The organism is Sphingomonas sp. AP28 (assembly GCF_056680455.1).
In genome coordinates this window covers 3,173,425-3,188,509 of the sequence record NZ_CM155283.1, presented here as the reverse complement: position 1 = coordinate 3,188,509, position 15,085 = coordinate 3,173,425, and the positions used below count along the sequence as shown (strand labels likewise).

Genomic DNA, 15,085 nt, shown 5'->3' with positions numbered 1-15,085 from the left:
CCCGATCAGCGGAGATCGAGGACCAGCACCGACTTCGCCGGTACGGTGAGCGTCAGAGTACCCCCCGTCACCTGCGCGCCCGTGAACGGCTGCGGCACGACCGTATCCGGCGCGTCGAAGCTGTTATGCGCGTCCATCGCGGTGCCGGTAATGATCCGCCCGCTCGCCTGCGTCGCCTGCAATCCGGCGAGTGCGACCGACACCGGCATTGCGCGGTTCGGGTCGAGGTTGACCAGCGCGACATGCACCTGCCCCGCCGCATCGCGCACCGCCGACGCACTGACCGCAGGCACCGCCACCTCGTCCTTGTGGTACCAGGGCGAGGTCACCTGGATCGGCAACGAAGTCGCGCCCTGCCACGGCTTGTAGAGGTCGAACACCCAATAGGTCGGCGTCTTGACCATCTTCGCGCCGTCGGTGAGCAGCATCGCCTGCAACACGTTCACCATCTGCGCGATCGCCGCCATCCGGACCCGATCGGCATGATGCGCGAAGATGTTGAGGTTGAGCCCGGCGACGACCGCATCGCGCAGTGAATTCTGCTGCTCGAGGAACCCGGGATTGCTGCCCGGCGTCGGATCGTACCACGTGCCCCATTCGTCGACCGCGAGCATCACGCGCTTGGCCGGATCGTACTTGTCCATGATCGCCGAATGCTTGGTGATGAACTCCTCCATCTCCAGCGTGTGCGACATGGTGGACGCCCATTCGCGCTCGGGAAAGCCGATCGCCGCGCCCTTGTCCTTCCAGTCCTTGTCGCGCGGCCGCGTGTAGTAATGCAGCCCCAGCCCATCGATGTTCTTGCCGGCGATCCGCATCATCGCCTCGGTCCACTCATAGTTCGAGTCGCTCGGGCCGCTCGCGATCTTGAGCATCGGGCCGTTCGCGGACTTGGCGAATTGCGCATAGCGGTTGGTCAGGTCGGCGGCATATTCGGCGCGCATGTTGCCACCGCAGCCCCACAGCTCGTTGCCGATGCCGAGATACTGGATCTTCCACGGCGCGGCGTGGCCGTTGCGCTCGCGCTCCTTGGCCAGCACGGTCGTGCCTTTCGCGGCGGTCATATACTCGACCCATTGCGCAGTCTCGGACGGCGGTGCGCTGCCGACGTTGGCGGAGACGTAGGTGCTGGCACCGAGACGGTCCATCAACCCGAAATACTCGTGCGTACCGAACGCGTTGTCCTCGTTGACGCCGCCCCAGTTGGTGTTGACCTTGGTCGGGCGCGCCTTGGTTGCACCGATCCCGTCACGCCAATGATATTCGTCGCCGAAACACCCGCCGGGCCAGCGCACCATCGGCACGTTGATCGCCTTCAGCGCGTCCAGCACGTCGCGACGATAGCCGCCGTCGTTCGGGATACGCGAGCCCTTGCCGACCCAGATCCCGCCATAGATCCCGTGGCCGAGATGCTCGGCGAACTGTCCGAACACGTCGCGGTGGACGACCGCACCCGGCTTGTCCGCCTGCAACGTCGCCGTCACGGTCGGTGCCGCGGCATCCTGCGCAACCGCCGGCGTCGCGAGGCCGGCCCCCGCCAGCATGAGCGGCGCGAACGTCAGCGCCGTGAGCGCGCGCTTGAGGCCGCGCGTCTGGCCGGAACCCGACTGTGAAGTGCGGTGCGTGAACAGGTTCATACTCTCCCTTTCGGCCACCATGAGGCAGCCCCATCTTTTCGATACTTGTAGGAGTAGTTCAATCTCGGCCGGCGTCAACGTTGGCCGGGATCGACTACGGCCGCTTAAAGGTCCAGCGCCCGGCGGGGCTGGCCGGATCGAACTTGGCGAGCGTCGGCGTGCTCGCGCCGATCGCGACGAGTGACAGACCCTCACGACCGCCAGGGACAGGTTTCGGCATGATCCGGTAGGTGCCGTCCGTGAGTTGATCAATCCGCCACAACTGCTCGGTCGCGCCGGAGAACGCGGGCACCGTCTCGACCTCGCCTTGCGCGTTGGCCGCCAGTACGCGCGCGGTCCCGGCGATCGTGATCGTGTAATAGGGCGCACCGAAATACCCGCCGCCGCCCGGCGCTGGCGCAATCGTCCACAATTGGTGCGGGCGGTTCATATAGTCGGCGAGATCGACGCGGATGCGGCCCTGCGGCCAGCCCGCCGAATCCTGCGCCAAAGACTGGTCGGGGATCGGCCCGACCGGATCGGTCGGCTTGGCCATGAAGGCGCGGCGCGGGTCGAACGCGATCCTGACGACATCGGTCGCGAGGCCGAGCGCGTAGCCGCTGCGTTCGGAGGCGACTTCATAGGTGCCGGGAACGAGGTTCTCCCCCGCGACCGGCCAGCCGTCGGTCCAGCGGAGCGGCTCGATCCCCAGCACGCTGCGGCCGCTGCGATCCATGTCCGCCTCGTAGTGCATCGAGAATTTCTCGACCCCGCCATCGAGCTCGATCAGCCCGAAATGACCGGGGCCGATGTTGCGACCGCGTGCACTGACGACCAGCTTGCCGCCGCCGCGCAGCAGCGGCGTCCCCATGTGATCGACATACGGCCCGAGCGAACTGCGCGATCGGCCGACGCGGATATGGTAGGTCGAATTGGGCCCGTCGCAGCACGTCCCGTGCGTCCCGAGCAAATAATACCAGCCGTCGCGGTGCATCATTGCGGTTGCTTCCATGTCGATCGCGACGTCGACCGGCTGGTTGCCCGCCACCCGTAAGCCCGTCTTGGGATCGAGTTCGATGATGCGGATCGGCCCGAAATAGGTGCCGTAAGTTAGCCACAAATGGCCGTCGACGTACAGGAATGCAGGGTCGATCGCGTCGGCGGTCTCCACCCCGTCGCTCGACGCGACCACGCCGACGTCGTGATATTCGAAGCGCGGCGATTTCGGATCGAGCGACAGCGTCCACATTATCTTGACCTGGCTCGCATGCCCGCCGGACATGCCGCCGCCCCCGACCGCATAGGCGACGTAATAGCGGTCGCCGATCTTGATCACGTCGGGCGCGACGCCGCCGCCGGGACGCTGGGGGCCGCTGCGCCACGTCCAGCCGTCGTCTGAGACCAGGCCTCCGCCGCGCGTGCCGAACGTGTAGTATTTGCCGTCGGACTCGGTCGCCGTCGAGGGATCGTGGATGAACGTCTCGCACTGCAACTGCGCGGCGGCGGGCGATGCTCCGGCGGCAAGGATCGCGGATAGCCCGAAAACGGCGGCGGCAAGACGCGTCATGAGGGTCTCCATGCTAGCGGACATCGGTCTTGAGGTCGGTGATCGGCCGGCCGGTCTCGTCGACGAAGCGGACGCAGAAGTCGCTCAGGCCGGGGCCGTTGATCACCGCGCCGCGCAGGACGTTGCGGCCCTTACGCAGCGTAACGCGGTCCGACAGCACGTCGTCCATCACCATCCGGCGATCGTTGAACAGCCCGGCCGCCTCCTTGCCGTTCAGCCACCAGATCGACGCCGAGTTCGACCCGACCGCCAGCCGCACGTCGCGCATCTCGCGCGGGCTGTCGACGATCGTCACCGCCCAGAAGATCACGCCGTAGGTCGGCTTGCCGAGGCTCTTGGCGAAGCTGAACAGCTTGACGTCGAACGCGCCGGAATCGAGCGCGTGCCAGCGTAGCGGTTGCGCCGCTTTCACGACCTGGCCGTCGCGCGGGATCGCGGTGAACTGGCCTGGGAAATACTGCGTTATCAGCGCCTGCCGGACATAGGTGGCGGTGAAGCCCGTATTGCTGCGGTTGGGCTTGTCGATCGGCTCGAGCAACAGCCAGCGACGCAGGAACCCATCGCTGTCGGGTGTCGTGGCGCCTTGCGTCACCGGCTGGAAATACGGCGCGAGACCGGTCGCCGGTGCCAGCGCCGCATCCTGCCCGTTCGCGCCGGACGACAGCCCGGCCAGCGCACCCATCGCCAGCAGCGGCGCGGCGCGCAGCCCGATCGCCCGAACCCTCGTGAAGCGCGTCATTCCCGTCTCCCCCTGCATCAATGTCATCGCCGTACGAGCATGCCGTTGGCGTCGAGCCAGTGCATGAAATCCTCGAACCAACCGGTGCTGGTCGTGCCCTTCTTGCCCAGCCCGAAGCCGTGCCCGCCTGCCTGGTAAAGGTGGAACTCGACCGACTTGCCCGCCTTCTGCCAGGACTCGATCAGGCCGAATCCCTTGTTGGCGAACAGCGGGTCGTTGGCGGCGAGCACCGCGAACAGCGGCGGGGCGTCGGCCGGCACCTTCACCGCCTCCATCGATCCATAGATCGGCGCGATGAAGGCGAGATGCGTGTCGGGCGCGGCCAGTGCGGTCGCCATCGTCGTCATCGCCCCCGCTGAGAAGCCCACCATGCCGACACGGGCGGGGTCGACCTTCCACTCGGTCGCGCGCGTCCGCACCAGGGCAACCGCGGCTCGCGCATCGGCGATCTGGTCGCCGAGGCCAGCGATCGCCTCATCCGGGCTCATCCGGCGTTGCGGCTGCGCGGCGCCCGCGAACATGGCCGTGACCGATCGCTCGAACCCGCCCATGTCCGCCGGCGTCGGCTTCAACCGATATTTCAGCACGAACGCCGCGATACCGCGGTCGGCGAGCGCCTTCGCCACGCGCCAGCCTTCATTCTCCATCGACAGCATCAGGAAACCGCCGCCGGGCGCGACGATCACCGCCGCTCCGGTCGCCTTGGCCGGATCGGGCAGGAACGGCGTCAGCGTCGCGGACGTGACGTTGCGCGTCATCGCGACGCCGTACTGCCTGAACCATGCCTCTGGAGCGACCTGCCCCTTCACGCCGCCGGTGTTGAGCGGAATCGCGGTCGGCTCGGCCGGAGCCGCCGTCGCGGTCATCCGCGCGTCCTGCGCCAACACCGGCGTCGCCAGTGCCAATGCGCTTGCCAACAACCCAAATCCGATCAACCAACGCATCGTCTTCTCCCCCACATTGTCCGTCACACCACGCTCACGACAGCAGGATACGCCGTGCGACCCCCTCGGGATCGTCGACCATGCGGCTCGTCGTATCGAACACCATCGTCTGGCAGCGCAGCGGATCGGTCGGCGTCCAGCTCAAGCCCGGCTGGCTCGGATTGCCGGTCCGCGCGAAGTTCGCCCACGCGGTCGACATGGTCCGTGCGACGCGCTGTGCTTCCGGCGCGTTGCCGGTGCCCTGGTCGCAGAGTGCGGTGTTGTCGAAGCAGAAGGCGAGATCGGCGGTGTGCCACGCACCAGCCACGCCGCCGAGTTGCGGCGACTGCCACTGGAACAGATATTGGTACACGGGCGCGCCGCGCTGCGCGTGTTTCAGGCGGACCATGTCCTGCACGCGATTGCGGTTCTGCAGGCCTTGCACGCCGTACGCCAGCGTCCGCACCGCCTTTTCGGGATGCGCCTGCTTCATCGCAGCGATCAGCCGGCCCGCCTTGTCGGCGCCCATCTGCGTGGCGAGATCGGTCCGCCACTGCGCCTCGCTCGGGTTGTAGCCCCAGCGCATGCCCTCCTCGCTGACGTTGCCGATCATCACCGGCACGTCGCGCGACACTTCCGGCGCAATGTCCGAGTATGAGCGGACGTCGATCACCTTGCCGTCGAGAGTCGGGTTCCAGCCCACGCGCGGTGTCAGCGAAGGCCCCATCGGCCCGCGCGGGCCATTGATCTCGGTCGCGACCTTGTTGCCGGCCTCGAACAGCGGCTTCCACGCGATGCGCTGGAGCGCGCCCAGATCCTTCGGCCCGATGTTCAGTTCGCGCAGCACGCGCCGCGAGAAGTCGCGCGACTGCTCGGCAGTCGGCAGCGAGCCACCGCCACCCGATTGCACCGCGGCACGGTGGATCAGCCCTTTGCTGCTCGCCATCCCCAGCATCGTCGTCACCTTCGACCCGCCGCCCGACTGACCGTAGATCATGACCTTGTCCGGGTCACCGCCGAACCGCGCGATGTTCTCCTGCACCCATCGCAATGCCGCGACGCAATCGGTCATGCTGACGTTGACCGACGTGTCGTACGCGGCGCCGCCGACCTCGGTCAGGTCGAGGAACCCGAGCACGTTGAGCCGGTGGTTGATCGACACCTGCACCACGTCGTGATGCCGCGCCATCTGCGCGCCGTCGTGCGAGGCCAGTTCGTACGACGATCCGAACGCGAAACCGCCGCCGTGGAAATACACCATCACCGGCCGCTTGCCCGACAGCGACGGCGTCCAGACGTTCAGCTTCAGCATGTCCTCGCCAATGAACCCGTCGGTCCATTGCTGGAGGAACGTGTGCTCTACGGCACTAAAGTCGTGGAGCGTCTGCGGGCAGTTTGCGCCGTAGGACAGCGTGTCGCGCGTTTCGGTCCAGCGCTGCGGCGGCTTGGCGGGCAGCCAGCGGTTTTCGCCGCCGGTATCCGCACCGTAAGGCACGCCCTTGAAAATGTAGACTCCGTCCGAGACATAGCCGCGGACCGGACCGTATTGCGTCCGCGCGATCGCCGATTGCGGCGTCGAGCAGGTGCCGGTGCGCGATGCGGACGATCCGGGTGCAGCACGCGCGCGACCGATAGCGGGCAGCATCAGCCCCGCCCCTGTGGCAATCGATGCAAGCATCGCACGACGACGATCGACGGTTGGCCCGGTCATCCTCTTCTCCCTATCGGTTGCGTGCAGCCTGTTCTCCGACGTCCCGAAACCGGAACCGTCGCGTGCCCTTTGCAACCTTGTATGAGTATTAGGGTGATACCGCTATCCTGTCCATATGAGAACAGCGGCAGCGGGTGGCGTATGTGATTGTTAGCGCTATAGTCGGGGGAATAGCAGGCGAATCCAACGCCGCATGACGATACCGGAGAGGAAAAACCATGGCGGCCAAATCCGCATTCTGCCTGATCGCGACCCTGCTCGCGAGCGCCGCACCCGCGATCGCTCAGACAAGCCCGCGCACCGCGTCGACCGACCTGACGCTCAACGCCGCCGGCTATTACGAGGCGCCGGCCGCCAACGTCCTCGTATTCTCCAACTGGTATGACGGCCTGTTCGCCGATTCGAAGATCAGCGGCGTGGAAATCATCCAGCAGGGCGAACGCATCGCCACCAACGGCGACGTCCGCCTTTCTTCCACGCCGGGCCAATGGGACGCGATCGGGCGCCTCGTCGACCGCAAGATCGACGCCGCAACCGGCGCGATCACCGTCACGCTCGAATATCCCGACTATAAATGGCGCTACCGCGTGCGCTCGGAAAAGCGCGGCGGCGCGGTCGCCGTGTCGGTTATCCTCGACCAGCCTGTGCCGGCCGCGCTCGCGGGCAAGGCCGGGTTCAATCTCGAATTCCTTCCCGCCGCCTATTTCCACCACAGCTATATGGCGGACGGCGTCAGCGGTGCGTTCCCGATCTACCCAGCCGATGCGATGATCCAGACGCCGCAGCGCAATGCGGCAAGCGGTCGCGCGGAGGGCCCCGGCGCCGAACCGACCGCGATCGCCAAGGGCAGTCGCTTCGTGCTCTCACCCGAGGATCCGGCACGCCGCGTGACGATCCGCTCGACCGCCGAAGTGCAGTTGTTCGACGGTCGCAACCAGGCGCAGAATGGCTGGTTCGTGCTCCGCTCGCTGTTGCCGGCCGGACGCACCGGCACTGTCCTCGAATGGACGATCCAACCGAACAGCGTACCTGGCTGGCTTCGCCCCCCGGTGATCGCGCATTCGCAGCTCGGCTATACGCCCGACGCGCGGAAGGTCGCGACGATCGAACTCGATCGCAACGATCGCCGCACGCTGCCCGCGCGCCTGCTCCGCGTCGGCGAGGACGGCAGCATGACGCCGGTGCCGACCGCGCCCGCCAAGCGCTGGGGCGAGTATCTGCGCTACAGCTATCTACAACTCGATTTCAGCGCGGTCCGCCAGCCCGGCACCTACGTGCTCGACTATGGCACCACGCGCACCGCACCGTTCCGGATCGCCGCCGACGCCTATGCCGGCGCATGGCACCCGACGCTCGACGTCTATTTCCCGGTCGCGATGGACCATATGTTCGTCAACGAGGGCTACCGCGTCTGGCACGGCGACGCGCACCGCGACGACGCGCGGCAGGCGCCGACCGGCCACGAGCATATCGATCTCTATGCGCAGGGGCCGACCACCGACACGAAGTTCAAGTCGGGCGAGCACATCCCCGGCCTCGCGGTCGGCGGATGGTTCGATGCGGGCGACTATGACATCCGCACCCAGTCGCAATATCAGGTGATCCGCTCGCTGGTCGACAGCTGGGAGCGCTGGCACCCGATGCGCGACACGACCGCGATCGACTGGACGCGGCGCAAGACCGAGATCCACGTGCCCGACGGCACGCCCGATCTCGTCCAGCAGATCCGCCACGGCACATTGCAACTCGTCGCGCAGTTCGATGCGGTCGGCCACGCGATCCACGGCATCGTCGAGCCCGACGTCGCGCAATACACGCACCTCGGCGACGCCTCGACCAAGACCGACGGACTGGTCTACGATCCCGCGCTGAAGCTCGGCGAGGAGAAGGGAGGCCGCAGCGGGACGCCCGACGATCGCTGGGCGTTCACGACCAAGGCCTCCGCACTAAACTACGGCTCGATCGCAGGGCTCGCCGCCGCATCGCGCGCGCTTGCCGAGGCCGATCCGGCACTGTCGAAGAAGGCGCTCGGGATCGCGACGCGGACCTGGGAGGAGGAACAGTCGCACGCGCCCGATCTGTACCAGCACGGCAACACCACCGGGGGGCCGCTCGACGCCGAGCGCTTCTCCGCCGCGGTCGAGTTGCTCCGCACGACCCGCGATCCGCGCTACGTCGCGGCAGTCCAGTCGCTGTGGCCGGCGATGGAAAAGACGTTCGCCTTCAATTTGCGCGATGCGGTGGCGGCGATCCCGTTCATGGCGCCGGCCTATCGCGCGGCGATGATCCCGGCGGTGCGCGCTTATGCTGCCTCCGCCGAGACCGCGGCGAAGGCCAACCCGTTCGGCGTGCCGATCACCACCGGCGGTTGGGCGGGCAGCGGCACCGTGCTCGGCTATGCGATGAACGCGTACACGCTGCACAAGGCGTTCCCGGAGATCATGCCCGCTGACGCCGTGTTCCGCGGGCTCGAGTTCCTGGTCGGCAACCACCCCGCGTCGGACGTGTCGTTCGTCTCCGCCGTCGGCACCGTCTCGAAGGAAGTCGCCTACGGCAACAACCGCGCCGACTTCTCGTTCATCGCCGGCGGCGTGGTGCCGGGCGTGCTCATCATCAAGCCGGACTTCCCCGAGAACCATGAAGACTGGCCGTTTTTCTGGGGCGAGAACGAATACGTCATCCCCGAAGGCGCGATGTGGATCGAACTCGCGCAAGCCGCGCAGGAGCTCGCCGCAGGGACTGCATCGAAACCAGCGCAGACAGCCAGCGCAACCAAGTGAGAGCCGCCATGAAAATCCAGAAATTCGCACTGCTCGCCGGTTTCGCGCTCGGAACGCCGGCCTTCGCCAGCGACGCACCGCGGTTCAGCAGCTTCAGCTATGACGGTCATACGCAGGAGAAGGTCAGCGTCGGGCCCAATCAATATCGCAACCCGATCCTGTCGGGCTATTATCCCGACCCGTCGGTGACGCGCGTCGGCGACGACTATTACCTCGTCCTCTCCTCGTTCGCGCACTACCCCGGCCTGCCCATCTTCAAGTCGAAGGACCTGGTGAACTGGACGCAGATCGGCAATGCGATCGACCGGCCGGAGCAGCTCGACTTCATCGGCATGCGCACGTCGCAGGCGGTGTTCGCGCCCGACATCTCGTATCACGACGGCGTCTTCTACATCGTCAACACGTGCGTCGAGTGCAAAGGCAACTTCGTCATTACCGCGAAGGACCCGGGGGGACCGTGGTCTAACCCGACATGGCTGCCGTTCGAGGGCATCGACCCGTCGATCTACTGGGAAGGCGACAAGGCGTATATCGTCAACAACCGCGCCCCCGCCGAGCCACCGCGCTACGACGGCCACCGCGCGATCTGGATCCAGGAATATGACTGGCGCGCGGGGAAAATGGTCGGAGAGAGCACGCAGTTGATCAACGGCGGCGTCGACATCACCAAGAAGCCGGTCTGGATCGAAGGACCGCACATCTTCCGCAAGGACGGCTATTATTACCTGACCGCGGCAGAAGGCGGCACCAGCGTCAACCACTCGCAGGTCGCGCTGCGCTCCAAGTCGCTGCGCGGACCTTACGTCCCGTTCGCGGGCAATCCGATCCTGACGCAGCGCGATCTCGACCCTGCGCGACCCAACCCGGTCACGTCGACCGGCCATGCCAAGCTCGTCCAGACCCAGAACGGCGACTGGTACGCGACCTTCCTCGGCGTGCGGCCGTACGAGGGCGACCATTACAACATCGGCCGCGAGACGTTCTTGTTACCGGTAACATGGAAGGACGGCTGGCCGATCATCCTGCCAAAGGGCCAGCCGGTCCCGTTCGTCGGCACGAAACCCAGGCTGCCCGCGAGCCCGCCCAGCCGCATCCCGACCAGCGGCGACTTCGGCTATGTCGACAGCTTCGACGGCAGCAAACTGGCGATGCAATGGGTCGGCGTACGCACGCCCAAGACGCCCTTCTACCGGCTCGACCACGGCGACCTGATCCTCGACCGCGGCGGACGCATCGGCGATCTTTCCAAGGTGCCGTCGTTCGTCGGACGCCGCCAGCAGCATCATGTCGCGACGATGTCGACGACGGTCCGCTTCACGCCCGACACCGATGGCGATCGCGCAGGCCTGGTCGCGATGCAGAGTGACGCGAACTATGTGTTCTTCGGCATCACCCGGATTGAGGGCAAGCCTGTCGTCGCGCTCTACACCACCGACAAGGGCAAGGAACAACTGGTCGCCTCCGCACCCGTCACCGGCACGGGCCCCGTCACGCTGACGATCCGCGCGAACGGCGGCACGATGGCGTTCGACTATGATGGCGCCGGCGGCAAGAAGACTCTCGCACGCGACGTCGACGCGCGCATCCTCAGCACCAAGACCGCAGGCGGCTTCGTCGGCACGCTGGTCGGTCCCTATGCGTGGAGAAAGTGCGCCGAGTAGGTTCACATGAGACCCAGGTCGTGTCGACAGTCGTCCGCGAGGCGTGCTAAGAGTTGACACGTTTCGTACGGTAGCGCTACCGAAGCACATAGACGTTCGACACCACAGCAGATGGTGAACATTAGGAAGGACCACGCACCGATGCGTTTTAGCCTCGCGCCCACGCTCGTCATTGCCGCACTTGCCGCAACGGGGACAATCGCCGTTGCCCAGACCGCTGGGACAAACGCCCCGTCGAAAACCACATCCGCCGGCAATGAACCGCGCAGCCCCGACGGCAAGCGCTATCTGTCACAGCCTTTGGTCAACAGCATCTACACCGCCGATCCGTCGGCGCACGTCTTCGGCGGCAAGATCTACGTCTATCCGAGCCACGACATCGACGTGAAGATCCCGGATGACGACCTCGGCAACCAATATGCGATGCGCGACTATCGCGTCCTGAGCATGGACCGCATCGGCGGCCCGGTGAAGGTCAACGGCGTTGCGCTCGACGTGAAGGACGTGCCCTGGGCGTCGCAGCAGATGTGGGCCCCCGATGCCGCCTACAAGAACGGCACCTATTACCTGTACTTCCCGGCGCGCGACAAACAGCTCGACAAGAATGGCCTCGGCACGTTCCGCATCGGCGTCGCCACGTCGAAGAGCCCGGTCGGTCCGTTCAAAGCCGATCCCAAGCCGATCGCCGGCAGCTTCTCGATGGACCCCGCCGTGTTCACCGACGCGAACGGCGCCAGCTACATGTATTTCGGCGGCATCTGGGGCGGCCAGCTCCAGCGCTGGAAGGACGGCAAGTTCGACGCCAACGGCTCGGATACCGATCTCGGCAAGGACGATCAGCCCGCGCTGTCGGGCAAGATCGCCAAGCTCAACCCCGACATGAAGAGCTTCGCCGAGACGCCGCGCGACGTCCAGATCCTCGACGAAGCCGGCAAGCCCGTGCTCGGCGGCGACCATGAGCGCCGCTTTTTCGAGGCGTCGTGGGTCTTCACGCGCGGCGGCAAATATTACTACACCTACTCGACCGGCGACACGCACTTCCTGAACTACGCGACCGGCGACAACCCGTACGGCCCGTTCACCTATCGCGGCCATATCCTCAAGCCGGTACAGGGCTGGACCAGCCACCATTCGATCGTCGAGTGGAACAAGAAATGGTGGCTGTTCTATGCGGATACGCAGATGAGCAACAAGAACCACCTGCGCAACGTCAAGGTTACCGAACTCAAGTTCGCGCCCGACGGCTCGATCCCGACCATCGATCCGTTCGTCAACTGATGTTCCTTGGAATCGATATCGGCACCTCGGGTGTCAAGGCCGTGGTGCTCGACCAGCATGGCAGCGTGGTGGGCCAGGGTACCGCCGCGCTGACCGTGCAGCGGCCGCATCCGCTCTGGTCCGAACAGGATCCGGATGCGTGGTGGAAGGCGACGATCGCCGCGGTGCAGGCGATCGACCCAAGCGTCCGCCGCTCGGTGCGTGGTGTCGGGCTTGCCGGCCAGATGCATGGTGCCACCTTGCTCGACGCCGACGACAAGCCGCTGCGGCCCGCGATCCTGTGGAACGATGGGCGTTGCTTTGCCGAATGCGAGACACTGGAGCGCGCCGTTCCCGATCTGCGCACGATCTCGGGCAACATCGCGATGCCGGGCTTCACCGCACCAAAGCTGCTGTGGGTCCGCGAGCATGAGCCGGAGGTCTTCGCGAAGATTGCGACGGTATTGCTGCCCAAGGACTATGTCCGGTTGCTGATGACCGGCGACAAGGCATCGGACCTGTCGGATAGCGCGGGCACCTTGTGGCTCGACGTCGGCGGCCGCTGCTGGAGCGACGAGATCCTCACCGCCTGCGGGCTGACGCAGGCGCAGATGCCATCGCTGTACGAGGGCACGGAGATCACCGGCACGCTTACCGCCGAGGTCGCCGAACTCTGGGGCATGCCGCAGGTGCCGGTTGCGGCAGGCGGCAGCGACAATGCGGCGGGCGCGGTCGGCGTCGGCGTCGTCAAAGATGGCGATGCGCTGCTGTCGCTCGGCACGTCGGGTGTCATCTTCGTCGCGACCAACGACTTCCGCCCCAATCCGGCGCGTGCGGTCCACGCCTTCTGTCATGCGCTTCCCGGCATGTGGCACCAGATGTCGGTCCATCTGTCGGCGGCGTCGTGCATCGACTGGGTCGCGCGGATCACCGGTGCCGCCGGTGCCGCCGACCTGTTCGCGCGCGCCGAGGCAGCGGGCCCCGCCAGTGGCCCCGAGATCTTCCTCCCCTACCTCTCGGGCGAACGCACGCCGCACAACGACCCGGAGGTGCGCGGCGCGTTCCTCCGTCTCGACAACGATACCGACGCCGGCCGCCTGTCGCAGGCGGTGCTGGAAGGCGTGGCGTTCGCGCTCGCCGACGGTCTCGACGTGTTGCGTGAGGCCGGCACGACGGTCGAGCGCCTCGCGGTGATCGGCGGCGGTGCCCGCTCGCGCTATTGGGGCCAGGTGATCGCCGCGGCGATGGAGGTCGAGCTCGTCTATCTCCAGGGCGGCGAGGTCGGCCCCGCGCTCGGTGCCGCCCGCCTTGCCCAGCTCGGCGTCGACGGCGGCGACCCCGCCGAGATCTGCGTCGCGCCTCCCGTCTCGCACACCATCGTCCCCGACCCTGCCCTCGTCTCGGCGCTCGCCGAGAAGAAGGCCGCGTTCCGCCAAGCCTATTCCCGCATCACCCCCAAATCGTAGGAAGCTTTGATGTCCGACTTCTTCGCCGATATCCCCCAGATCAAATATGAGGGCCCCGACAGCACCAACGAGCTGGCGTACCGCTTCTACGACAAGGACAAGATGGTCCTCGGCAAGCGCATGGAGGATCACCTCCGCTTCGCCGCATGCTTCTGGCACACCTTCTGCTGGCCCGGCTCCGACGTGTTCGGCGGCGGCACGTTCGATCGCCCGTGGCACCGCCGCGCCAACGACAGCGCCGCCGCGGCGATGAAGCGCGAGGTCGCGTTCGAGTTCTTCAAGACGCTCGACGTGCCCTATTACTGCTTCCACGACGTCGACGTTATGGCCGACGCCGCCAACATCACCGAGCACCGCAAGTTCTTCGCTGAAGCGGTCGATCATCTCGAACAGCTCCAGGCTGCATCGGGCCGGAAACTCCTCTGGGGCACCGCCAACCTGTTCAGCCACCCGCGCTTCGCCGCTGGCGGCGCGACCAACCCCGATCCGGAAGTGTTCGCGTTCGGCGCGATGCAGGTCCGTGACGCGCTCGAAGCAACGCATCGTCTCGGAGGCCAGAACTACGTGCTGTGGGGCGGTCGCGAGGGCTACGAAACGCTGCTCAACACCGACATGAAGCGCGAACTCGACAATTTCGGCCGCTTCCTGAGCCTGGTCGTCGAGCACAAGCACAAGATCGGCTTCACCGGCACGATCCTGATCGAGCCGAAGCCGTTCGAGCCGACCAAGCACCAGTACGACTTCGACACCGCGACGGTGTACGGCTTCCTCAAGCGCTACGGCCTGGAGAACGAGGTCAAGGTCAACATCGAGGCGAACCACGCGACGCTCGCCAGCCACACGTTCGAGCATGAGATCGCGACTGCTGCGGCGCTCGGCATCTTCGGCTCGATCGACGCCAATCGCGGCGATCCGCAGAACGGCTGGGATACCGATCAATTCCCGAACTCGGTCGAGGAACTGACGCTCGCCAATCTCGAGATCATCCGCGCCGGCGGGTTCACCACCGGCGGCTTCAACTTCGATGCCAAGGTGCGGCGCCAGAGCATGGACCCGGCGGATCTGTTCTACGGTCATGTCGGCGCGATCGACGTCGTCGCGAAGGGGCTGCTCAATGCCGCCAAGCTGATCGAGGACGGTCGTATCGATGCGATCAAGACCAAGCGCTATGCCGGCTGGGACGGTGAGTTCGGTGGCGCGATCGGCGGGCTAGACCTCGCCGGCATCGCGGATCTCGCGATCCAGCGCGGCATCGATCCCAAGCCGGTCTCGGGCCAGCAGGAGCGGATCGAGAACCTCATCAACCGCGTCCTCTGATCGACTACCGCCCGATCCTGCGCCACGGCGCGGGGTCGGGCACTTTCC

General features: G+C 66.2%; 10 protein-coding genes. 5 read left to right on the top strand and 5 right to left on the bottom strand.

The genetic code is table 11. The features are described 5' to 3' along the window. Positions 1–5: 5 nt before the first annotated feature. The 5 genes from AC1MH0_RS14595 to AC1MH0_RS14575 all read right to left on the bottom strand — a co-directional run bounded on the left by AC1MH0_RS14595 (position 6) and on the right by AC1MH0_RS14575 (position 6,556). Positions 6–1,544 (bottom strand): alpha-N-arabinofuranosidase, encoded by a 1,539-nt coding sequence (locus tag AC1MH0_RS14595; RefSeq protein WP_480965755.1) that lies wholly within the window; start codon positions 1,542–1,544, stop codon positions 6–8. A 187-nt stretch (positions 1,545–1,731) separates the two neighbouring features. Next, positions 1,732–3,183, bottom strand: coding sequence for a family 43 glycosylhydrolase (locus tag AC1MH0_RS14590; RefSeq protein ID WP_480963376.1), 1,452 nt, complete (start codon positions 3,181–3,183; stop codon positions 1,732–1,734). Between the two features lie 13 nt (positions 3,184–3,196). Beyond that, positions 3,197–3,922 (bottom strand): acetylxylan esterase, encoded by a 726-nt coding sequence (locus AC1MH0_RS14585; protein WP_480963375.1) that lies wholly within the window; start codon positions 3,920–3,922, stop codon positions 3,197–3,199. A gap of 23 nt (positions 3,923–3,945) precedes the next feature. Continuing rightward, positions 3,946–4,866: an alpha/beta hydrolase gene (locus AC1MH0_RS14580; protein ID WP_480963374.1), complete on the bottom strand. Its 921-nt coding sequence runs from the start codon at positions 4,864–4,866 to the stop codon at positions 3,946–3,948. A 34-nt stretch (positions 4,867–4,900) separates the two neighbouring features. Further along, positions 4,901–6,556: a carboxylesterase/lipase family protein gene (locus AC1MH0_RS14575; RefSeq protein ID WP_480963373.1), complete on the bottom strand. Its 1,656-nt coding sequence runs from the start codon at positions 6,554–6,556 to the stop codon at positions 4,901–4,903. Positions 6,557–6,774: 218 nt separating this feature from the next. On the opposite strand from AC1MH0_RS14575, the gene AC1MH0_RS14570 reads away from it, so the two are divergent. The 5 genes from AC1MH0_RS14570 to xylA all read left to right on the top strand — a co-directional run bounded on the left by AC1MH0_RS14570 (position 6,775) and on the right by xylA (position 15,037). Continuing rightward, the gene (locus AC1MH0_RS14570; protein ID WP_480963372.1) at positions 6,775–9,336 is read left to right on the top strand and encodes a glycoside hydrolase family 9 protein; all 2,562 of its coding nucleotides are present in this window, start codon (positions 6,775–6,777) and stop codon (positions 9,334–9,336) included. Between the two features lie 8 nt (positions 9,337–9,344). After that, the gene (locus tag AC1MH0_RS14565) at positions 9,345–10,997 is read left to right on the top strand and encodes a glycoside hydrolase family 43 protein (RefSeq protein ID WP_480963371.1); all 1,653 of its coding nucleotides are present in this window, start codon (positions 9,345–9,347) and stop codon (positions 10,995–10,997) included. A 141-nt stretch (positions 10,998–11,138) separates the two neighbouring features. Continuing rightward, positions 11,139–12,275, top strand: a complete 1,137-nt coding sequence (locus AC1MH0_RS14560; RefSeq protein ID WP_480963370.1) for a glycoside hydrolase family 43 protein — start codon at positions 11,139–11,141, stop codon at positions 12,273–12,275. Continuing rightward, entirely contained in the window at positions 12,275–13,720 is a 1,446-nt protein-coding gene (xylB, locus tag AC1MH0_RS14555) for a xylulokinase (RefSeq protein ID WP_480963369.1), read from the top strand. The genes AC1MH0_RS14560 and xylB overlap by 1 nt, the downstream gene beginning before the upstream one ends. A 6-nt stretch (positions 13,721–13,726) precedes the next feature. Beyond that, a complete protein-coding gene (gene xylA, locus AC1MH0_RS14550) occupies positions 13,727–15,037 on the top strand; it encodes a xylose isomerase (protein WP_480963368.1) in 1,311 nt (436 codons plus the stop codon). Positions 15,038–15,085 lie beyond the last annotated feature (48 nt).